We start from the raw sequence: 21,203 nt of genomic DNA, 5'->3' as shown, positions 1-21,203 counted from the left end.
CCAGCCCTCGCGAGTCATCAGGAGCACGACGTCCGCCCAGGAGGCGCTCAGCATGTCCCGCCCACGGCCCCTCGCGAAGCCCGCCGACGACGACGTCGGCTTCTCGCTCGTGGAGCTCGTCATCGCCATGGTGATCCTCGGCGCGATGAGTCTCGCGATCATCGGCGTCGTGCTGCAGAGCCAGGCGCAGAGCGTGATCAACCGCAACCGCGTCGCCGCGGCGAACCTGGCTGCTCGTGAGATCGACATCGTGCGCGACGAGTTCTCGCGCAGCTCGACGGCCCCGGTCACGGTCGCGAACGCGGGCACGGTGCTCAACCCGCACCCGCTGCCGACGCAGGCCTCGGGGCAGCCGCTGAAGGTCGACGGCACCGCGTACACGGTGCGCCGCGACGTCGCGTGGGCTGTCGTCGGCAACGGGGACTCGGCGTGCAACGGCGGCAACCTCGTGACGTACCCCACGCTGCGGGTCACGGTGACCGTCACGTGGCCGGGCATGGGCCAGGTGGACCCGGTCGTGTCGAGCGCGCAGCTCGCGCCGCGCAAGAACGACGGCGTGCAGGGCAACGCCTCGTTCGTCGCGGTCCGGGTGTCCGACGCGGCGGGTGCGCCGAGCGTCGGGCGCACCGTGCAGGTCTTCTCGGCGACCGAGACGCGTTCCGCGCTCACGGACGCGTCGGGCTGTGCGGTGGTGCAGGTGAACCCGGGGGCGTCGGGCACGAGCTACCAGGCGCGGGTGAGCGATCCGGGGTACGTCGACATCTCGGGCGCGACCGCGCCCTCGAAGACCGTCGGTCTGCTCGAGCGCGGCAAGCTCGCGAACGGCGTGATCTTCACCTACGACCGCGCTGTCACGCTGCAGCTGAGGTTCGTGGACGCGAGCGGCGCCCTCGTCCCCGACGCGGCGCTCACGGGTCAGGACGTCACGGTCGTCGCGTCCGAGTACGCGGGTGCTTCGGGTGCGCGCACGCAGCCGGCGACGACCGCGACGATGACGCTCACCGGTCTGTGGCCCACCCAGTACGGCGCCTACCTGGGGACGACACCGCCGAGTGGCGGATACCCGTCGGTGACGGCGGCCGCCGGGTCGACCGTGACGCTCGACGTGCCCGTGGCGGAGGCGACCCCGTGACGCGACGACGCGACGACGACGGGTCGTCCCTGCCTGAGCTGCTCGTCAGCATGCTCATCCTCAGCTTCATCATCGCGGCCACGGCGACGCTGACGATCGGGTTCCAGCGCACGACCGCGCAGAACGTCGCGCGGCAGGACCAGGTCGACACGACCCGCGCGGCCGTCGAACGGATGTCGAAGACGGTCCGGACCGCCGTCAAGCCCAACAAGCTGTCCGCGTGCGTCACGACCACGTGCGACGTCGACGCGTTCGTCTCGGCGGGCGCTTTCGCGATGCAGTTCTACGCGAACCTCGACAACTCGGCGGGTTCGCGCGGGCCGAGCCGCGTCACCTACCAGGTCGCGACGTCGGGCGCGGACAAGGGCGTGCTCGTCGAGAAGGTCCAGCGCCCCGACACCGCGACGCCCGTCGCCGGGTCCGGCTTCACGTACTGCGACGCGGAGGCGCCGAGCGCGGCCGCCGACTGCAAGAAGCGCCTCACGGTGCGCCGCCTCGCGACGGGCGTGCAGACGACCGGGACGCCACTGTTCCAGTACTTCCGTTCCGACGGCACGACCATGACGGTGCCTGCGGGCGGGCTCACCGCGGCCGACATCAGCGAGGTGCTGTCCGTCGAGCTCACGGTGAAGGTCCGCAGCGCGAGCCGGACCAACCCCGGGCCCACCACCGCCATCCAGCGCGTCCTCCTGCCCAACTCGCTGGCCGTCCTGCGGCCGGACAAGGACACCCCGTGATCCTGCGTCGACTGCGCCCCCGAGGCCCCCAGGACGAGGGCGCCGCGCTCGTCCTCGTCGTCGGCTCCATGCTGATCCTGGCGATGTTCGCCTTCGTCGCCCTGTCGTACACCGTGGCGGGGCAGCGACTCGCACGACGCGACCAGGACTACAACGCCGCGATGGCGGCCGCCCAGTCCGGCGTCGAGGACTTCATCAGCCGGCTCAACCGCAGCTCGGCCTACGGCCGCACGATCGACTGCACCAATGCGGCGTGGCGGGGCCCGATGAGCACGACGAACCCGTGCGGCTGGACGTCGACGACGCCGGTCGGCTGGCAGCCGGTGGTGTCGGGCGCGACGGGTGCGAAGGACCCCGCGTTCCACTACACGGTGGGCGCGTACAACGGCCTCAACGGCACGTACCTGCTGACGTCGACAGGGCGCGTGGGCACCACGTACCGGACCGTCGAGGCGTCGGTCGGGCGCGGCGCGTCGACGGACTACGTGTACTACACCGACTTCGAGTCGGCGGACCCGGCGAACGTGCAGGCGTACAACCCGACCGACTATCCGAACGGCGTGCCGTCCGACATCTGCGGCAAGAGTGGCAACACGCTCGCGAAGTACTGGTACAACGGCCGGTCGGCGTTCAACGCCGCCAGCGGCCCGGACTGCAACGAGATCACGTTCATCGGCGGTGACGTTCTCGACGGCGAGGTGTTCACGAACGACACGATCCTCGGCACGGCCCGCAACGGCCTCAAGCCGACGTTCCTCGAGCAGGTGTTCACGGCGGACCCGAAGTGCAAGAACGCGGGCGCGTCGAACGCGTCGTGGGAGGACTACTGCCTGCGACCGAACTCGGTCGCGGACTTCAGCGGCAAGAAGCCGAAGTACGACGACCCGCTCTACCTCAAGGACAACTCGGGTGAGTTCGCGACCGCGCCGGGCTGCCACTACTTCGGAGCCACGCGCATCGTCTTCAAGGCGGGCACCGCGACGACGCCGGGCCGCATGACGGTGTGGAACCGCACGAGCGTGAACAACGGGAAGGCCCCGGTCGCGATCGCCCTGCCGGGCACCAGCACGCTGCCGAGCTGCGGGTCGCTCGCGGACCTCAACTCGCCGAGCGGCGCCACCGTCGACGTCCCCAACGAGATGGTCGTGTACGTCGCGGCCTCCGGCGGCGCGGCGCGGCAGTGCTACAAGGGCGAGATCGGTGGGGCGTCCGGCAGGACGTTGCCGCTCGGCGAGTTCACCGCGGCGAAGACGAACCCCACGGGCAGCGGCGACTTCTACACGGCCGACACCAACATGCTCGAGACCACGAAGTTCTGCGGCGAGGGGAACGTGTACGTCGAGGGCGTCGTGCAGGGCCGTGTCACGGTCGCCGCTGCGCAGTCCGTCGTCGTGACGGGCGACCTCGTGCTCGCCGGCGGGCTGTCCGGCAACGACCGCGACATGCTCGGGCTCGTCGCGACGAACTCCGTGGAGGTGTTCCACCCGCGCGTCGGCCGCGTCGACGCGTACCGGCCGTGCATCGCCTGGTACTCGAACGGCAGCTGCCGCACGCAGTCCTCGACGTGGTCGTGGAACACCGCGGCGCCGACGAACGAGGCGGAGGTCAGCGGCTGGCCGACGCGCTACACCGACCCGTCGACCGGCCTCAAGACCCCGGACGTCGGGATCCAGATCGCCGGTTCCATCCAGACGCTCCTGCACTCGTTCTTCGTGCAGAAGTACAACGTCGGCGGCGACAAGGGCAAGCTGCAGGTGAACGGCTCGATCGCGCAGCGCTGGCGCGGCATCGTTGGGCGGGGCAGCGACGGGTACACCAAGCTCTACAAGTACGACACGCGACTGCAGTACTCGCGGCCGCCGATGTTCCCCGAGTGGGCCAACGCGTCGTGGACGATGCGGTACAGCGGCGAGATCTCCACGCCGCAAGCCGTGCGCCGTTGACGTGGCGTCGGGCGTGCGCCGCGTCCGGCGTCACCTGTCCGGCGCCCGTTTCGCCCGCCGGGGCGTTCAAGTCGGGCGACCGGGGTGCCGTTACGACGGTGAGCTCGGACCCGTCGGCGACGGGCAGCACCATGGGAGGCACCACCATCCGCTCGCACACGCAGGCACTGCTCCGGAGGCGGGCAGCGGCCGACGAGGGGTTCACCCTCGTCGAGGTCATCGTCGCGATGTTCATCACCCTGCTGGTGATGACGTCGCTGCTCGCTCTCGTGGTGTCCAGTCTCAGCACCATCTCGCGCGCCAAGCAGCGGCAGACCGCCACGGGCCTGGCGACGCAGGCCCTCGAGCGGCTGCGTGCGCTGCCCTACGACACCGTGACGCAGCCCGACGGCTCGGCCGTCTCGCCCGGCGTCGAGTTCGTCTCGACCGTCGGTGGCGTGCCGCGCTTCCGGCCCACGCCCGTGCTGCCGGGGTTCGACGAGCCGCTCGTCGTCAACCGCCCCGCCGGCGGCTGGGTCGGGTCCGGCCAGGTCGAAAACCAGGTGGTCGGTGCGGTCACGTACAAGGTCACGACCTACGTGACGAAGGCGCCCCTGACCTCGGCCGGGCAGCAGTCGTTCACCGCGACGGCGATCGTGTCGTGGTCGAGCACCGCGTCGAAGGGTGTGCGACGCGTCGCCGAGCAGTCCGTGCTGTACTCGCCGGCCGGCTGCCTGTCGACCGCGCAGAGCCCGTTCGCGGCGCCCTGCCAGTCGTACTTCACGGCGCAGGCGGGACAGGTCCTCGCAGGCCTGACGGTGACCAACCCCGACGACTCGACCCAGCCCATCGCCGGCTTCGGCGCCGAGCGGGTCGAGCTCAGCCTCCCGAGCAACGCCGCCACGCTGCTCATCGAGCAGACCGCGTCGGCGAACGCGGACGCGCAGACGGTCACCGCGGCGAAGACCGACGGCGCCACGACGACGAGCATGCCTGGCGGCGTGGCGGCCGCATCCGTCGACTCGGATCCGTCGTCGACGCCCGGGCAGTCGCAGTCGCGGACCACGTCCGGGTACACGACGGGCACGGTGCAGACCACCGGCACGGCGGGACGGCTCGGCGCGACCATCGGCGGCGGGAGCTCGGGCACCGCTGCGGCGGCGATCGGCGCGTCCACCGCGGTCTGCACGGGCACGACGGGAACCGGTCTGTCGACGGGCTCGGCGAGCGCGCTGCGCCCCTGCGCGGCATCCTCGCTCAACCCCGGCACGCAGAGCTCCGGCATCACGTACACACCGCTGTGGGGTGCGGGCGGGGACATCTCGGTCGCGACCGTGGACGGCACGACTACGCCGGGTCGTGCCGTCGCCGCCCAGCTGACCTCCGCCAACTCCGAGGCGTGCACCGCAGGCACCGGACCCGGCCTGACCGGGTGCAGCTACGGAGCGTCGACCCGGCGGCTCGGCGACGTCGTCCTCGGTGCGACCTCCGGCGCCAGCGGCGTGCCCGCCGGGTTCGGCGCGGGCCTGGTCCGCGTCACCGGCCTCACCGAGTCCGCCCGCGCGGAGGAGGGCCTCGGCGCCCGGACCCCGTCGTACACGCGAAGCGGCACGCTCGAGGTCTGGAACGGCACCGGGTACACCACGGTCGACCTCGCGACGTTCGCGACGCCCGCGGCGGCGGGCGCCCCCGGCTCGCAGTCGTGGCCCGTGCCCGCCACCACCCTGAGCTACCCCGCCGCCTTCGGCGACGTCACCCTGACCTACGAGGGCGTCGTCACCGTGCAGCGCCCGGTCATCGAACGCACCCAGTCCGGCGCGAGCCGGACGGGGGCGCTCGTCACCGACTGCAAGGCCGCCGCGTGCACCACGAAGATCAGCGGCAGCGGTGCCGTCACGAGCGTCCTGACGGTCGTCGTGCACCGTTCCGGCGTCGAGGTCGGCCGGTTCGGCGTCTCCACGACCCTGGGCGGCCTCGTCGCCCAGGCGACCTACAAGGTGGCCGCCAATGCGTGACGTCCTGCGTCAGGTGCGGGACCCCCGCACGCGTGAGGAGGGCATGACCCTCACCGAGATGCTCGTCTCGATGATCGTGTTCGCGATCGCCATGGTCATGGTCGCGTCCGCCGCGATCCTCGTCATGCGGACCACCGACGAGGCGCGCCAGTCGGCCGCGACGGTCACCGAGCTGCGGCAGGCCGTGGCCGTCATCGACCGTCAGGTGCGCTCGGGGAACGTGCTCTTCAGCCCCGCGAACGAGCCCGGCTTCGTCGCGTCCTGCCAGGCGGTCGGCAGCAACGCCGGGACGTGCATGCGCATCTTCACGCAGTCCAACGGGGACGAGAAGTGCGTGCAGTGGCAGGTCGTCGACGACGGAACGGGCGCGGGCCTCGCGATCCTGCGCATGCGGTCCTGGGAGGTGGACTGGCAGACGGGTGGCGTCGTGTCGGCCTGGTCGACCGTCGCCCGTGACCTGCGTCTGACGTCGTCCGCCCCGCCGTTCACCCTGCTCGGCGCGGCCACGCCGTACAAGGAGCGTGCGCTCCAGCTGCACGTCGTGGCCGTCGACGAGCGCAGCGGCAAGGACGTGGCCGTGGACTCCACGCTCACGGGTCGCAACACCAGCTACGGCTACGACTCCGGTCAGTGCACCCCCGTGCCGCCGGCGTGAGAGGAGACCACGTGTCCGGTCGAGGACTGCACCGCCTGCGTGAGCGCGCGCGGCAGGACGACGGTGTCGCCATCGTCGCCGCCGTGTCCGTCGCGATGCTCGTCGGCATGCTCGCGCTCGCGATCGTCGCGGTCGCGGTCTACGAGACGCGCGCCACAGGGCGCGATCGTGCCCGGTCGGTCGCAGTCGCGGCTGCCGAGGCACGCGTCGACAAGCTCATCGCGTCGATCCAGGCGACCGCGCCCGCGTCGCTGCCGTGCGGGCAGCTCACGGACTCGTTCACGCTCGCGGCCGACTCCGTCGACCGCACCGCGACGGTCACGTACTACGACGCCGCGGGCGCCGAGGTGCCCTGCGGATCGCTCGCCACGACGCGTCTGGCGCAGGCGGCGATCCGCACGACCGCGGACACGGGTCCGATCGTCGGCACGCAGCCCGCAGAGCGGACCGTGGAGACCCTCGTGCGGCTCAACCCGTCGTTCGGCAACGACCTCGACAAGGCGATCTTCGGCAACGCGGGCGTCCGGCTCGCGAACCAGGCGAACATCTACGGCCAGAACGGCCAGCCCGACGCCGACGTCTACACCAACGGTGACGTGTACTGCTCGAACAACCAGCACTTCTTCGGCTCGCTCATCGCGCAGGGACAGATCCGGCTCGAGAACACGTGCACGATCGAGGTGGACGCGCACGCCCGGACGGGGATCACCGCGACCAACCCGGGCGTCACGATCAACGGTCGTGCGCTGGTGTCGAGCGGCAACATCTCGCTCGGCCCGGCGAAGCTCGGTCAGCAGGCCCGCGCGTCGGGCACGGTCTCCGGCAACGTGTGCAGCACCTCCGGCAAGTGCGTCGGCGGGCAGTCCGTCCCGGCACCGGCGACCGCGACGTTCCCGATCCTCAACTGGAACGCGACGACGCAGTCGGAGTGGGCCGCCAACGGCTACACCACGGTGGTCACCTTCCCCCGCACCGGGTTCGCCTGCGGGTGGTACAACGGGCCCAACCTCGTCGGGCGCGACGGCAAGTCGAAGAGCCTCAACGGGAAGGCGGACGGCGTCGGCGCGTGGATGTACGCCAACGCGTGGAAGCTCACGGGACCCACGATCCTCGTCTCGACGTGCACCGACAAGGTGACCCTGCAGGGCGTCGACGTGGCGATCAACGACAACCTCGCGATCTTCGCCAAGGGCGGGATGACGTTCTCCAACCAGACGCAGATCTACGCGACCACCAGCATCCACCGGAACCTCTACCTCATCCAGCCGTACGACTCCGTCTCGGCGCCGGGAAGCTGCGGTGACGGGATCTCGCTCGACAACCAGGTGACCGTGCAGAACACCGTCGACGTCCTCATGTACTCGCCGTGCAGCATCCGCAAGGCGAACAACACCGAGCACTACGGCCAGATCTACGCGGGCGGCACGGCTACGATCGACAACCGCCTCGAGATGTACTACCAGCCGCTCCCGGTGTGGGGCGTGCAGTCGGCGACCTCCTCGGTGGAGTACTACAACCTCGAGATCCTGTACAAGCGTGAGAACGCCTGACGTCGGAGTGCCCGCATGACGGTCGGCGAGCTCGAGATCCTGCGTCCGGCGCTGCCGGTCGTCGTCGGGCTGTTCGGGCTGCTCGTCGGGTCGTTCCTCAACGTCGTCGTCTGGCGCGTGCCGCGCGGCGAGTCGGTGGTGCACCCGCCGAGCGCCTGCCCGCGGTGCGGCCACCGGATCCGTGGTGGCGACAACGTGCCGGTGGTCTCGTGGCTCCTGCTGCGCGGCCGGTGCCGGGACTGCGCAGCGCCCATCTCCGCGCGCTATCCCGCCGTCGAGCTCGCGACGGGTCTGCTGTTCGCGGGCGTGGCCTGGTGGACCGGCCCGGCGTGGGTCCTGCCCGCGCTGCTGTACCTCGTGGCGATCAGCGTGGCGCTCACCCTGATCGACATCGACGTGCGCCGGCTGCCCGACGTCATCGTCCTGCCGTCATACCTGGTGAGCACCGCCCTGCTCGCTCTTGCCGCGGCGAACCCGGGAGGCGACGCCGACTGGGCGTCGTTCGGGCGGGCGCTCGCCGGTGGCGGCATCCTTCTCGCGGGCTACTTCGTCGTCTGGCGGGTGTACCCGCCCGGAACCGGCTTCGGCGACGTCAAGCTCGCCGGTGTGCTCGGTCTCTACCTCGGCTGGTGCGGGTGGGGGTCGGTGGCCGTCGGCTGGTTCTCCGGGTACCTCGTCGGTGGCGTGTTCTCGATCGCCCTGGTGGTGGCCGGCCGCGCCGGCCGCAAGACGCGCATCCCGTACGGGCCGTGGATGATCCTCGGCGCGTGGATCGGCATCATCGCCGGCGAGACGGTGTGGTCGGCCTACCTCGGCGTCTTCTGAGGTCGCACGGCCGAACAGGCCGTGGTCAACCGCTCAAGTCGGGACCTGCCGGGACCGATAGCAGGGAGGAATCGTCGCCTTTCCCGGAAGGACCCTCGTGGCCACCACACGTGTCATCGGGCTCGACATCGGTTCGTCCTGCGTCCGTGCCGCCGAGATCGAGTTCGGCAGCGGTGGCCCGACCGGGAAGAACCCGCCCACGCTCGTCAGGTTCGGACAGGTGCAGCTGCCGCTCGGCGCCGTCCGCGACGGCGAGGTGGTGCACCCCGAGACCGTCTCGACCGCCCTGCGCCAGCTGTGGGCGCAGGCGAAGTTCGAGTCGAAGGACGTCGTCATCGGCGTCGGCAACCAGCGCGTCATCGTCCGTGAGCTCGATCTGCCGTGGATGCCGCTCGCGCAGATCAAGGCGTCGCTGCCCTTCCAGGTGCACGAGATGCTGCCGATGTCGACGGACGACGCGTTGCTCGACTACTACCCGACGGCGGAGTACGACTCGCCACAGGGCCGTCAGGTGCACGGCATGCTCGTCGCCGCCCAGCGCGACACCGTCACCGCGAACGTCCTCGCGGTCGAGGGTGCGGGCCTGCGGCCCACCATGGTCGACCTCAACGCCTTCGCGCTGCACCGGGCCCTGGCCCGTGGGGACCTCGCGCGCTCGACCGCGGCGTTCGTCGACATCGGTGCGACGATCACGACCGTCGTGATCTCCGCGCAGGGCACGCCGCGTCTCGTACGCTCGCTGCCGACCGGCGGGCAGAACATCACCAACGCCGTCGCCAGCGCCATGGGCATCGCCGCCGCCGAGGCCGAGATGGTCAAGCGCGAGGTCGGCGTCGGGTTCGCCGTCGGCCGCGACCGGCAGGAGGCCGCGGACGCGGTCGGGGCCGTGGTGCGGACCCTGGTGGAGTCCGTACGCAACACGTTCGTCTACTACGCGAGCAACAACCAGGGCGCCGGCATCGACGGCGTGGTGCTCTCGGGCGGCGGCGCCCAGCTGGCCGGGCTCGGGCAGTACCTGTCGAGCGCGAGCCGCCTACCCGTCACGATGGGCGACCCGCTGCTGGGGCTGCGGGCCGCGAAGTCCTTCTCCCGCGAGTCGCTCAACGGGCACGAGTCGTTCGTCGCGCTCCCCGTGGGCCTGGCCTATGGAGTTGCCGCATGAGCACCGTCCTCGAGAAGAAGCCGCGCACCCGCTCGGGCGGGAGCGCCCCCACGGCTCTGAGCGGCACGTTGCCCCAGGTGAACCTGCTGCCGCCCGAGGTGCGCGCCGCTCGCGGCCTGCGCACGACGAAGCGGTGGCTCGTCATCAGCCTCGTCCTCACCGTCGTGGCGTGCGTCGGGGGGTTCGGCTTCGCCCTCATCTCCGCGGCGGCGGCCGCGACCGAGCTCGCGGACGCGCAGGCCGAGACGACGCGTCTGGAGCAGGAGCAGGCGAAGTACGCCGAGGTCCCGGAGGTCCTCGATGCGCTCGACCAGGCGACCCTCGCCCGCACCGTCGGCATGGGCGCCGACGTGCTGTGGAAGCCGTACGTCGACGCGCTCGCGGCCGTGCTGCCGGCCGGCGTCAGCATCGACACGTTCACGGTCACCAGCAACGAGCCGACCGCGACGCCCGTCGCGCCCGCCGACCCGCTGCAGGCCCCCAGCGCCGGGCAGATCATGTTCACCGCCCGCTCCGTGACCGTGCCGGACTCGGCCGCGTGGCTCGACGGACTCGAGTCGGTCCCCGGCTTCTCCGACCCGTGGGTCTCCTCGGTGATGGTGACCGACGACGAGTCGGGCACCTACTACACCGTGACGGCGACCGTGCAGTTCACCGAGGCGGCTTTCTCGCACCGCTTCGACGCGACCGAGGGTGAGGGCTGACATGAGTGGCGCCAAGAAGAGCACCTGGATCGGCGGCACCGTCTTCGTCGCGCTCGTCCTCGCCGCGGCCGCCTGGTTCTTCGCGATCTCCCCGACGCTCGCCGCGGCCGCCGAGGTGCGGGACGAGGTCGAGCAGACGAACACGTTCAACGACCTGCTCGAGATGCGGGTCGCCAAGCTCGCGGCCGACTTCGAGAAGCTGCCCGAGTACCGGGCCCAGCTCGAGAGCATCCGCACGCAGATCCCCGCCGACGCCGAGCTCGCCGCCTACGTCCGCGAGCTCGACGCGATCGCAACCGCGCACTCGGTCACGATCACCGCGGTGAGCCCCGGTACCCCCGAGCTCGTGACCGTGGTCGTCCAGCAGCCTGCTGCCCCCGAGCCGACGACGACCGAAGGGGAGGAGCCCACCGGCACGGACGCCGAGCAGGCCGCCGAAGCAGGTGCTGGGACGACGACCGCAGCGCCGGCGACGCCGCCGAGCTTCACGGCCATCCCGTTCTCGATCACGGTCCTCGGCACCTACGACAACGTGCTCGCGTTCGTCGCCGACCTGCAGGCCGGGACGCCGCGACTGATGTACGTCGGCGGGCTGCTCGGCACGTCCCAGAAGGCGGCCGAGGCGGGCGGCGGCAAGCCCGCGACTGCTGACGGCGACCTCGAGCTCGTCATCACCGGGCAGACCTACGTGCTGCCCGACGCGCTCGCCGCCGCACAGCCCGTCGACCCGGCCGCACCGGTCCCGGCCCTGCCGGGTGCCGTTCCCGGCAAGAACCCGCTGGTGCCCGTCCCGGGCCGCTGAGCGACGAGGTACGGCCGAAGGGCCGGGTCCTGCCCACGGGGCGGACCCGGCCCTTCGCCGTCCCACCCGCGTGGGAAGATGCCGCCCATGCTGCGTTGGTTGACCTCCGGTGAGTCCCACGGCCCGGCGCTGGTCGGCATCCTCGAGGGTCTCCCGGCCGACGTCGAGGTGCAGTCCTCCGACATCCAGGCCGCGCTCGCCCGCCGCCGCCTCGGCTACGGCCGCGGCGCGCGCATGAAGTTCGAGCAGGACGAGGTCCGCATCCTCGGCGGCGTGCGGCACGGACGCTCGCAGGGCGGCCCGGTCGCGATCGAGATCGGCAACACCGAGTGGCCCAAGTGGGTCGACGTGATGGCGTCCGACCCGGTCGACGACCCCGAGGTCCTCAACCGCGCGCGCAACGCCCCGCTGACCCGCCCCCGCCCAGGGCACGCGGACCTCGTGGGCATGCGCAAGTACGGCTTCGACGACGCCCGTCCCGTGCTGGAGCGGGCGAGCGCGCGGGAGACCGCGACGCGCGTCGCGCTCGGCACGGTCGCGGCCGCGCTGCTGGAGCAGGCCGCGGGCGTCCGGCTCGTGTCGCACGTCGTCGGCATCGGACCTGTCGCCGTCCCGCAGGACGCACCGGTCCCGTCGCCGGACGACGTCGCCGCGCTCGACGCCGACCCGGTGCGCTGCTTCGACGCGGCCACGTCGGCCGCGATGGTCACGGAGATCGACCAGTGCCACAAGGACGGCGACACGCTCGGCGGCGTCGTCGAGGTGCTCGTCTACGGGCTGCCGTCCGGGCTGGGCTCGTACGTCCACGCGGACCGGCGGCTCGACGCGCGGCTCGCCGCCGCGCTCATGGGCATCCAGGCGATCAAGGGCGTCGAGGTCGGCGACGGCTTCCGCACCGCGACCCGCCGCGGCTCGGCCGCGCACGACGAGATCGAGCGCGACTCCTCGGGGCGCATCGTGCGGCGCACGAACCGCGCGGGCGGCGTCGAGGGCGGCATGTCGAACGGCGAGGTCCTGCGCGTGCGCGCGGCGATGAAGCCGATCTCGACGGTCCCGCGTGCGCTCGCGACGGTCGACACCGCGACGGGCGAGGCCGCCAAGGCCCAGCACCAGCGCTCCGACGTGTGCGCCGTCCCGCCGGCCGCGGTCGTCGCCGAGGCGATGGTCGCGCTCGTCGTCGCCGACGCGCTGCTCGAGAAGACCGGGGGGGACTCCGTGGCCGAGGTGCGGCGCAACCTCGACGCGTACGTCGCGTCCATCCCCGAGCTGCTGGCCTGACCGCCGGTGACCGACGCACCCGCCGCACCGGGCCCCGCAGGCCCGCGCGTCGTCCTCGTGGGCCCGCCCGGGTCGGGCAAGTCGACCGTCGGGCACGCGCTGGGGGAGCGCTGGCAGCTCGCCGTGCGCGACACCGACGCGGACGTGGAACGGACCGCCGGCAAGCCGATCGCGGAGATCTTCGTGGACGACGGCGAGCCGCACTTCCGCGCCCTCGAGCGTGACGCGGTCCTCGCGGCGCTGGCCGAGCACGACGGGGTCCTCGCCCTCGGCGGCGGCGCGGTGCTCGACCTGCAGACGCGTTCGGCGCTGGCCGCGTACCGCGCGGCGGGCGGCGCGGTCGTCTTCCTCGACGTGACGCTCGCCCACGCGGCGCCCCGCGTCGGGTTCAACCAGGCGCGCCCGCTGCTGCTCGGCAACCCGCGCGGCCGCTGGCAGGCACTCATGGAGGAGCGGCGGCCGGTGTACGAGGAGGTCGCGAGCGTGCGCGTCCTCACGGACGGCCTGCGCCCGGCGGACGTCGCCGTGGCGGTGGAGGACGCGCTGGCGGCGCTGCGCGTCGGGGACGGCGCGGTCGCGCCGGAGGGGGAGTGACGATGTCGGCGACGGTGCGCGTGCACGGGGACCAGCCCTACGACGTGGTCATCGGGCGGCACCTGCTCGGGTCGCTGCCGGGGCTGCTGGGCGAGGGCGTGCGGCGGGTGCTGGTCGTGCACCCGGCGGCGCTCGCGGCGTCGGCGGACGCGGTCCGTGAGGACCTGCTGGCGCACGGCTACGAGGCGTTCGCGGCGGAGGTGCCGGACGCGGAGGAGTCGAAGACCGCGCAGGTCGCGGCGTTCCTGTGGGGCGTGCTGGGCCAGGCGGACTTCACGCGCTCGGACGCGGTCGTGGCGCTCGGCGGCGGGGCGACGACGGACCTCGGCGGCTTCGTCGCCGCGACGTGGCTGCGGGGCATCAAGGTCGTGCAGGTGCCGACGACGCTGCTCGCGATGGTCGACGCGGCGGTGGGCGGCAAGACGGGCATCAACACCGCCGAGGGCAAGAACCTCGTCGGGGCGTTCCACCCGCCGGCGGGCGTGCTGTGCGACCTCGCGGCGCTGGAGTCGCTGCCGCGGCACGACTTCGTGGCCGGGCTCGCGGAGGTCGTCAAGTGCGGCTTCATCGCGGACCCGCGCATCCTGGAGCTCGTCGAGGACAACGTCGAGCTCCTGCAGGACCCCGTGGCGGCGGCGTCGTCGCCCGTCCTGGCGGAGCTCGTCGAGCGGTCGGTGGCGGTCAAGGCGCGCGTCGTCGGCGAGGACCTCAAGGAGTCCGGGGTCCGGGAGTTCCTCAACTACGGGCACACGTTCGCGCACGCGATCGAGCAGGTCGAGCGCTACCAGTGGCGGCACGGTGCCGCGGTCTCCGTCGGCATGGTGTACGTCGCGGAGCTCGCGCGGCTCGCGGGGCGGCTGTCGGACGACGTGGTCGCGCGGCACCGGTCGATCCTCACGTCGCTCGGCCTTCCCGTGTCGTACCGGGGCGACCGCTGGGAGCGGCTGCTGACGGCGATGCGCCGGGACAAGAAGACGCGGGGCGACCTGCTGCGGTTCGTCGTGCTGGAGGGTGTCGGGCGGCCGGCGCGCCTCGAGGGTCCGGACCCGACGCTGCTCGTGGCCGCCTACGCCGAGGTCAGCGAGGGGGCTCCCGCCCCGTCGCGTGCGGTGTCGCTGTGAGCGGGCGTCGTTGCCGGGTGCTGCGAGGCCGGTCGCCTAGGCTGGCGGGATGACGCGCGCGCTGGTGCTCAACGGCCCGAACCTGGGCCGGCTGGGGTCGCGCGAGCCCGACGTGTACGGCGCGGCCTCGTTCGACGACCTCGTGACGTCCGTCGAGAAGTGGTGCGCGGACCTGGGCCTGCAGGGCGAGGTGCGGCAGACCGACGACGAGTCGGAGCTCGTCGGCTGGCTGCACGAGGCGGTCGACACGCGCACGCACGTGGTCCTCAACCCGGCAGCGTTCACGCACTACTCGTACGCGGTGCGCGACGCGGCGGCGCAGGTGACGTCGGCGGGCCTGGTGCTGGTCGAGGTGCACCTGACGAACCCGTATGCGCGCGAGGCGTTCCGGCACACGTCGGTCGTGGGGGCGGTGGCCACGGGTACGGTCGCGGGCTTCGGCTTCGACTCCTACCGGCTCGCGCTGCTGGCGGTCGCCGCACGCGTCTGACGTACCACAACGTCTCGACCTTGTTGTATACGCTACAAGACGTCAGACTTGTCGCATGTTCGTCGTGACGATCGACCAGCGCGGCAGCCGCACGCACGGCGACCGCGTGCCGCACCTCCTCGCCGACCTGAGCACCTACCACGGGACCGGGCGGGCGCCCCTGCGCGGCTTCGAGCGGACCGTGGGGGACGAGGTGCAGGCCGTCTACGAGGACGCCGCCGACGTGGTCGACGTCGCGCTGCACGTCCTGCGTGGCGGCGGGTGGACGGTCGGCATCGGGGCCGGTCCCGTCGACGAGCCGCTCCCGTCGTCGCCCCGGGCGGGCAGCGGCGTCGCGTTCGTGCTCGCGCGCGCGGCCGTGGAGGCCGCCAAGAGCCGGTCCCGGTCCGTCCCGCTCGCGGTGCGCGGTCGCGACGACGGTGCCGGGCGCGACGCGGAGGCGGTGCTCGTCCTGGTCGCCGCCGTCGCCGCACGCCGCTCGGAGGCCGGCTGGGCGGTCGCCGACGCGATGAGCAGCGGGAGCGTGCGCCAGGAGGACCTGGCCGACCGCATGGGTGTCACGCAGCAGGCCGTGAGCCAGCGGCTGCGCACCGCGCTGTGGGCCGAGGAGCGCGCGGCACGCCCCGCCGCCGCGCGGCTGCTGGCCTGGGCGCAGGGCGTGGGGGAGGATCGACCGGCCCGCGGCTGACCTGCAGCCCGGCAGGCACCCGGGAGGTCGCATGTCCGCACCGCTCGTCGCGCTGGTCGTCGTCGGCGCCCTCGCGCTGTCCGTCGGCGGCGGGTGGCCCGTCGTGTCGCTCGTGCTGCGGCTGGCGTCCCGCTCGTCCGACGCCGGGCGCCCCCGGCAGGCGACCCGGCACGCGCACGCCGCCGACCCGGCCGGGACCGCCGCCGCGACGACCAGGCCCGCCGCGACCCCCGAGGCAGCCCCGGCCGCGACCGCGCCGGACGGCAGCACGCCGTCGCCCCTGGCCGTGTCCGACGGCCCCGAGGGGGAGGGTGCGCGCGCGGTGCTGCGCGGCGGCACGTGGGTCGGCATCCTCGAGCGGCTCGCCGTGACGGGCTGCCTGCTACTCGGCGACGTCGGCGGCATCGCGGTGATCGTCGCCGTCAAGGGCCTGGGCCGGTACCCGGAGCTGCGCGAGAACCCGGGCGCGTCGGAGCGGTTCGTCATCGGCACGCTCGCGTCACTCGTGTGGGCCGCGGGGGTGGGGTACGGGGCGGTCGCGCTGCTGGCCTGACGCCGCGCGGTAGGATGGTCGGCGGTCTGCGGACCCGTGCCCGCCCGCCGGACGCGCTCCGGCGGGACGTCGGGGTGCTCGGTCCGGGCCGGACGGCTCGCCGGGGCACCGCGCACCTCCACGAACCCACGACAGGAAGCGACGACTGTGGCGACCACGAACGACCTCAAGAACGGCACCGTGCTGCGGATCGACGGGCAGCTGTGGACCGTCGTCGAGTTCCAGCACGTCAAGCCCGGCAAGGGTGGCGCGTTCGTGCGCACCAAGCTCAAGAACGTGCTCTCGGGCAAGGTCGTCGACAAGACGTTCAACGCCGGCATCAAGGTCGAGACGGCGAACGTCGACAAGCGCGACTACCAGTACCTGTACAAGGACGGCGACGACTTCGTGTTCATGGACACGGACACGTACGACCAGATGCACGTCCCGGCCGCCACGGTCGGCGACGCCGCCAACTTCATGCTCGAGAACCAGAGCGCGCTCGTCGCGACCAACGACGGCGTCCCGCTGTACGTCGAGCTGCCCCCGTCGGTCGTCCTCGAGGTGACCTACACCGAGCCGGGCCTGCAGGGCGACCGCTCGTCGGCCGGCACGAAGCCCGCCACGCTCGAGACGGGCTACGAGATCCAGGTGCCGCTGTTCCTCGAGGCGAACACGAAGGTCAAGGTCGACACCCGCGACGGCAGCTACCTGGGTCGCGTGAACGACTGACGTGGGAGCTCGCACCAAGGCCCGCAAGCGGGCCCTCGACGTCCTGTTCGAGGCCGACCAGCGCGGGCTCGACCCGGTGACCCTGCTCGCGCAGCGCGTCGCCGAGCCGGGCACCGAGGCGGCGCTGCCGCAGTACTCGGTCGACCTCGTCGAGGGCGTCATCGCCCGGCGCGAGCGCATCGACGAGCTGCTGGCGACGCACGCGCACGGCTGGACGATCGAGCGGATGCCCGCCGTGGACCGCGCGCTGCTGCGCCTGGGCACGTGGGAGATCCTCTTCAACGACGACGTCCCCGACGCCGTCGCGGTCGACGAGGCCGTCGAGCTGGCCCGCTCGCTGTCGACCGACGAGTCCCCGTCGTTCGTCAACGGGCTCCTGGGCCGGATCGTCGACCTGAAGCCGACGCTCCTCGCCTGACCGGACCCGCCTGACCCGACCCGCCCGACCCGTCGTGCCCGCCCCGACAGGGACGGCCACGACGGCCCGGAACGGCCCCCGGACGGCCCGCGCCTAGCGAACGGCGCGGGCCGTCGGCATGCTGCGCAGGTGCAGCGGCGCGGGCACGACGCGCGGGATCGACTCCGTCACGGGCCGCGGCCCGCGCACCGGCAGCGACGGCGTCGCGCGCCCGAGGAAGTTGCCCTGCACCTGCCGCACGCCCAGGTCGACCAGCGCGGTGAGCTGCGCGGCCGTCTCGACGCCCTCCGCGACGACGTCGAGGCCGTGGTTGTCGGCAAGCGCGATGATCGCCCGCACCGCGCCGCGACCGCGCTCGGTGCCGAGCTCGCGGATGAACGAGCGGTCGATCTTCAGCACGTCGACGGGCAGCCGGCCCAGGCGCGAGATCGAGCTGTACCCGGTCCCGAAGTCGTCGACGGCGACGCGCGCGCCGCGCGCCCGCAGCTCGGACAGCACGGGGACCGCCTGACCGGTCTGCACGAGCGCGCTCTCCGTGATCTCCAGGGTGAGGTGCTCCCAGTACGCGTCGCCCCACGCGGTCTCGAACTGCTCGAGCGCGTCGGGCTCGGTGAGCTGGCGCGCGGCGACGTTGACCGCGACCGGCATCTGGAACCGCTCGAGCGCGCGGCGGGACTCGCGCAGCACGCTGAGCCCGATGGGCACGATGAGGCCCGTCTCCTCGGCCAGCTCGAGCCAGTCGGCCGGCAGCACGAGGTGCCCGTGGTGGTTCCAGCGCGCGAGCGCCTCGACCTGCAGGACCTCGAGGCTGCTGGTGTCGACGACGGGCTGGAAGTGCGCCGTGAACTGGTCGAGCGCGACCGCCTCCTCGAGCGCCACGCGCTGCAGCCGGTCGGCCTCGACGCGGCGGCGCAGCGCCCGGTCGAAGACCCGGAAGCCGGAACCGGTGCGCTTCGCCTCGAGCATCGCGGTGTCCGCGTGCCGCACGAGCGCCTCGGGGTCGACCACGTCGCCCGGCACCCACGTCGCGACGCCGACCGTGAGCCGCGTCGGGCGCCCGCGCGTGGAACGGTCCTCGAAGCCGTCGCGCACCGCACGCGCGAGGGTGACGAGCTCGGCGTCCTCGGGGGCGCGCGCGACGATCGCGACGAACTCGTCCCCGCCGAGGCGGCCCACGAGGATGTCCTCGCCGCGCACGGTGGCGCGCAGGTGGTCGGCCACGCGGGCCAGCAGCGCGTCGCCACGCGCGTGCCCGAGCTCGTCGTTGACCCGCTTGAACCCGTCGACGTCGCAGTACACGACCGCGACGCGCGTGCGCTCGACGTTCGCCTGGTCAAGCACGTCGACCAGGTGCTGCTCGACCGCGCGGCGGTTCGGCAGGTCGGTCAGCGGGTCGGAGAACGCAGTCGCGCGCAGCCGGTCCGTCAGGTGGTAGCGCTCCCCGGCGGCGGCGACGATCTGCGCGAGGTCGACGAGGAAGCTGCGTGCGTGGTGGTCGAGCTCGGTGCCCTCCGCCCCGAACAGCTCGGCCACGAAGCGCCCGCGCGCGATGGGCCGCAGCGACCCCTCGATGGTCGGGTCGCCGAGCACGTCGCGCGCGGAGTCGCGGGCCGCCAGGAGCAGCCGCTCCGCGTCGCGCGCGAACCAGGCGGCGTTGGACAGGCTCGCGACCGCGTCACGCATCCGGTGCTGCCGTGCGGCCGTGTCCTGCGCACGCACCAGCCGGCGCAGCGCGAGCACCTCCAGGCCGACCGCGAGGGGGACCGCCCACAGCGCGGTGAGGACGGGCGCCACGACCGGGTCGGGCAGCAGCACGCCCGTGAGCAGGATCGCGACGGACTCCACGCCCGCGACCACGAGCAGCGTGCCGAGCCGACCCAGCCGGGTCCGACCCAGGGCGACGATCACGTACACGACGACCGTGAGGATCGCCCCCGTCAGCCCCGCCACCTCGACGAGCGACGCGTGGGGGACGGGCACGAACGGAGCGGCGGTCCGCACCACCAGCAGGACCGCGGCGACGGCGACCCACCACCGCACCACCGGGCCGCGTCCGATCGCACGCGTGGCGGGCAGCGCGACGAGCAGGAACGCGGAGACGAGCAGGCCGTGCAGGTGCTCGACCGTGTCGCGCGGCACCCCGGCGGGCACGAGCGGGAACAGCCCGCCCACGAGCAGCAGCATCGCGACGACGCCCGACCAGGCCATCGACCACGCGGCCCCCGTCGGCCCGCCGCCCTCGCCGCGACGCCACAGCCAGTGCAGCACGCAGAAGCCCGCCACCACACCGGAGACGAGCAGCTGCAGCACGGTGACCCACACCGGCACTGGACCGAGCACGTCCTAGGTATCGGCTCGCGACCCCCGCCGGATGACTGGCAATCGGGTGACCGCGGAGCCGTCCGGTGGGCGCACGAACAGGTGACCTGCGGCGACGTGCTGCGGCGGGCGGGTGCCGCGGGTCGCTCACCCCTTGCGCGGGACGCTGCCGTTCTGCTCGCAGTCGTCGCAGCCACCGCCCGTCGCCGCCGCGACCCCCGAGCCCGTCGACGTCGCCGCGCCCGGGTACAGCTCGCGCACCGCGGCCACGTCACCCTCCGACAGCCGCAGCCGCTGGCCGATCGTCACGCCGGGCCGCGCGGGCACGATCGTCGGCTCCCCGTTCACGGAGAACGCGGTGGCCGGGTAGTGCATGATCGAGCCGTAGTCGTACCCGCCGATGTCGTCGCCGTCGGACACGTGCTGGTCGAAGTTGTGCACGTAGCCCGGGTCGACGTTCTCCAGCCGGATCGTCACCCACGCGTCGCGGTCCTCGCGGCTCTGCTCGTGCCACAGCCCGATCGCGTGCCCGATCTCGTGGATCGCGTTGCCCGTCGAGCAGCCGTCACCCAGCGAGATCTCCTGCCGGCCACCGACCATCCCGACCGACGACCAGCACCCGCCGCCCGCGAAGAACCGCACGTAGCTCGGGTACGCGCCCGCGTTCTGCGCCGTGCGCGGCACGAACCGCAGCGGCGTGAGCGCCTCCCAGTGCGCGATCGCGTCGACGACCCGGTGCTGGTCCGGCATCGCCGGGTCCGTCTCGTACGGCACGGTCGCGTCCGGCCAGCGGTACCGGCTGCCCGTGATCGCGACGCCGAACGACTCGTCCGGACGTCGGCGGGCCGCGTCCTGCAGGTCGGCGTGCCGACCCAGCACGATGTCGCCCTCGAAGATCGCCAGGCCGTCCACCTGCGCGTACGTGACCTCCCGCGCCGGCAGCACCACGCCCGTGATCACGGTCGTGCCGGTCGCCGGCGACGACCGCTCCTCGGGGCGCTCCGGCGTCGCGTCCCCGCCCGACGTGACCATCCCGCCACCTCCCCACGGCGCCGGACCCCGGCGGCCCGCGCCCTGACTGCGAGGAGGACGCGCACCCGCGGCAGATACCCGCGTGGCTACCGTGGGGCGATGAGCGGCGGCGACCGGCACGTGCGGGTCGTGCTGCGCGTCCACCCGCCGACCGGCGACGCGCTGCCTGACGTCGTCGTCGCCGTCGACGACGTCACGCGTGCCGACGCACCCGCCCGCCGCGTCGCCGCGACCCGGCTGCGCGACGTCGTCGTCCCGGGCGAGGGGATCGTGGTCCAGGTCACCGTCCCCGCCGGCGCCGGCGCAGCCGTGCGCGGCCGCCGGTACACCGTGCGCGCCCGGGCAGGCGCCGACGCGGACGCCGGAACCTTCGCCCCCGCCGACCTGCTCTCGACGGGCGTGCCCGTCACGCTCGACGGCACCGACGACGTCACCCTCGAGCTGCGCCCCCTCACGTGACGTCCGTCACCCCGAACCCCGCACGTGAGACGCCAC

21 protein-coding genes are annotated in these 21,203 nt (G+C 73.0%); 19 read left to right on the top strand and 2 right to left on the bottom strand.

What is annotated here, in order from left to right; all coding sequences use genetic code 11:
* Window positions 1–52: 52 nt before the first annotated feature.
* The 18 genes from CELF_RS10120 to nusB all read left to right on the top strand — a co-directional run bounded on the left by CELF_RS10120 (window position 53) and on the right by nusB (window position 17,357).
* The gene (locus CELF_RS10120) at window positions 53–1,132 is read left to right on the top strand and encodes a type II secretion system protein (RefSeq protein ID WP_013771159.1); all 1,080 of its coding nucleotides are present in this window, start codon (window positions 53–55) and stop codon (window positions 1,130–1,132) included.
* Window positions 1,129–1,869: a PulJ/GspJ family protein gene (locus CELF_RS10115; RefSeq protein ID WP_013771158.1), complete on the top strand. Its 741-nt coding sequence runs from the start codon at window positions 1,129–1,131 to the stop codon at window positions 1,867–1,869. The genes CELF_RS10120 and CELF_RS10115 overlap by 4 nt, the downstream gene beginning before the upstream one ends.
* The gene (locus CELF_RS10110) at window positions 1,866–3,812 is read left to right on the top strand and encodes a pilus assembly PilX family protein (protein WP_013771157.1); all 1,947 of its coding nucleotides are present in this window, start codon (window positions 1,866–1,868) and stop codon (window positions 3,810–3,812) included. The genes CELF_RS10115 and CELF_RS10110 overlap by 4 nt, the downstream gene beginning before the upstream one ends.
* A 131-nt stretch (window positions 3,813–3,943) precedes the next feature.
* Window positions 3,944–5,806 (top strand): prepilin-type N-terminal cleavage/methylation domain-containing protein, encoded by a 1,863-nt coding sequence (locus CELF_RS10105; RefSeq protein WP_013771156.1) that lies wholly within the window; start codon window positions 3,944–3,946, stop codon window positions 5,804–5,806.
* Window positions 5,799–6,461: a PulJ/GspJ family protein gene (locus tag CELF_RS10100; protein ID WP_013771155.1), complete on the top strand. Its 663-nt coding sequence runs from the start codon at window positions 5,799–5,801 to the stop codon at window positions 6,459–6,461. The genes CELF_RS10105 and CELF_RS10100 overlap by 8 nt, the downstream gene beginning before the upstream one ends.
* A gap of 11 nt (window positions 6,462–6,472) precedes the next feature.
* Complete coding sequence (locus CELF_RS10095; protein ID WP_013771154.1) at window positions 6,473–8,011, top strand: hypothetical protein; 1,539 nt, start codon at window positions 6,473–6,475, stop codon at window positions 8,009–8,011.
* Window positions 8,012–8,026: 15 nt separating this feature from the next.
* Window positions 8,027–8,836, top strand: a complete 810-nt coding sequence (locus CELF_RS10090) for a prepilin peptidase (protein WP_013771153.1) — start codon at window positions 8,027–8,029, stop codon at window positions 8,834–8,836.
* A 97-nt stretch (window positions 8,837–8,933) separates the two neighbouring features.
* Entirely contained in the window at window positions 8,934–9,998 is a 1,065-nt protein-coding gene (gene pilM / locus CELF_RS10085; RefSeq protein ID WP_013771152.1) for a type IV pilus assembly protein PilM, read from the top strand.
* Window positions 9,995–10,702, top strand: coding sequence for a PilN domain-containing protein (locus CELF_RS10080; RefSeq protein ID WP_013771151.1), 708 nt, complete (start codon window positions 9,995–9,997; stop codon window positions 10,700–10,702). The genes pilM and CELF_RS10080 overlap by 4 nt, the downstream gene beginning before the upstream one ends.
* Window position 10,703: 1 nt before the next feature.
* Window positions 10,704–11,504 (top strand): hypothetical protein, encoded by an 801-nt coding sequence (locus CELF_RS10075; protein WP_013771150.1) that lies wholly within the window; start codon window positions 10,704–10,706, stop codon window positions 11,502–11,504.
* An 87-nt stretch (window positions 11,505–11,591) separates the two neighbouring features.
* A complete protein-coding gene (gene aroC / locus CELF_RS10070) occupies window positions 11,592–12,782 on the top strand; it encodes a chorismate synthase (protein ID WP_013771149.1) in 1,191 nt (396 codons plus the stop codon).
* Between the two features lie 6 nt (window positions 12,783–12,788).
* Complete coding sequence (locus CELF_RS10065) at window positions 12,789–13,376, top strand: shikimate kinase (protein ID WP_013771148.1); 588 nt, start codon at window positions 12,789–12,791, stop codon at window positions 13,374–13,376.
* Between the two features lie 2 nt (window positions 13,377–13,378).
* On the top strand, window positions 13,379–14,497 hold the full coding sequence (aroB, locus tag CELF_RS10060) for a 3-dehydroquinate synthase (RefSeq protein ID WP_013771147.1): 1,119 nt from the start codon (window positions 13,379–13,381) through the stop codon (window positions 14,495–14,497).
* Between the two features lie 49 nt (window positions 14,498–14,546).
* Window positions 14,547–14,987 carry a type II 3-dehydroquinate dehydratase gene (locus tag CELF_RS10055; protein ID WP_013771146.1) on the top strand — a complete coding sequence of 147 codons (441 nt, stop codon included), beginning with the start codon at window positions 14,547–14,549 and terminating at the stop codon, window positions 14,985–14,987.
* 55 nt (window positions 14,988–15,042) lie between these two features.
* Window positions 15,043–15,675 carry a hypothetical protein gene (locus CELF_RS10050; protein ID WP_013771145.1) on the top strand — a complete coding sequence of 211 codons (633 nt, stop codon included), beginning with the start codon at window positions 15,043–15,045 and terminating at the stop codon, window positions 15,673–15,675.
* A 31-nt stretch (window positions 15,676–15,706) separates the two neighbouring features.
* Window positions 15,707–16,228, top strand: a complete 522-nt coding sequence (locus CELF_RS20720; protein ID WP_013771144.1) for a hypothetical protein — start codon at window positions 15,707–15,709, stop codon at window positions 16,226–16,228.
* 147 nt (window positions 16,229–16,375) lie between these two features.
* Window positions 16,376–16,939: an elongation factor P gene (gene efp / locus CELF_RS10040; RefSeq protein ID WP_013771143.1), complete on the top strand. Its 564-nt coding sequence runs from the start codon at window positions 16,376–16,378 to the stop codon at window positions 16,937–16,939.
* A 1-nt stretch (window position 16,940) separates the two neighbouring features.
* Window positions 16,941–17,357 (top strand): transcription antitermination factor NusB, encoded by a 417-nt coding sequence (gene nusB / locus CELF_RS10035; RefSeq protein ID WP_013771142.1) that lies wholly within the window; start codon window positions 16,941–16,943, stop codon window positions 17,355–17,357.
* 93 nt (window positions 17,358–17,450) lie between these two features.
* Here nusB and CELF_RS10030 read toward each other — a convergent pair whose 3' ends face one another.
* Window positions 17,451–19,697, bottom strand: coding sequence for a putative bifunctional diguanylate cyclase/phosphodiesterase (locus tag CELF_RS10030; protein WP_126297718.1), 2,247 nt, complete (start codon window positions 19,695–19,697; stop codon window positions 17,451–17,453).
* 126 nt (window positions 19,698–19,823) lie between these two features.
* Window positions 19,824–20,708: a Dot/Icm T4SS effector Zinc-dependent metalloprotease LegP gene (legP, locus tag CELF_RS10025; protein WP_013771140.1), complete on the bottom strand. Its 885-nt coding sequence runs from the start codon at window positions 20,706–20,708 to the stop codon at window positions 19,824–19,826.
* A gap of 99 nt (window positions 20,709–20,807) precedes the next feature.
* On the opposite strand from legP, the gene CELF_RS10020 reads away from it, so the two are divergent.
* Window positions 20,808–21,167 (top strand): hypothetical protein, encoded by a 360-nt coding sequence (locus CELF_RS10020; RefSeq protein ID WP_013771139.1) that lies wholly within the window; start codon window positions 20,808–20,810, stop codon window positions 21,165–21,167.
* Window positions 21,168–21,203: the final 36 nt, after the last annotated feature.

This window comes from Cellulomonas fimi ATCC 484 (assembly GCF_000212695.1).
GTDB classification, from domain to species: Bacteria; Actinomycetota; Actinomycetes; order Actinomycetales; family Cellulomonadaceae; genus Cellulomonas; species Cellulomonas fimi.
This window is presented reverse-complemented; position numbering and strand designations above follow the sequence as displayed.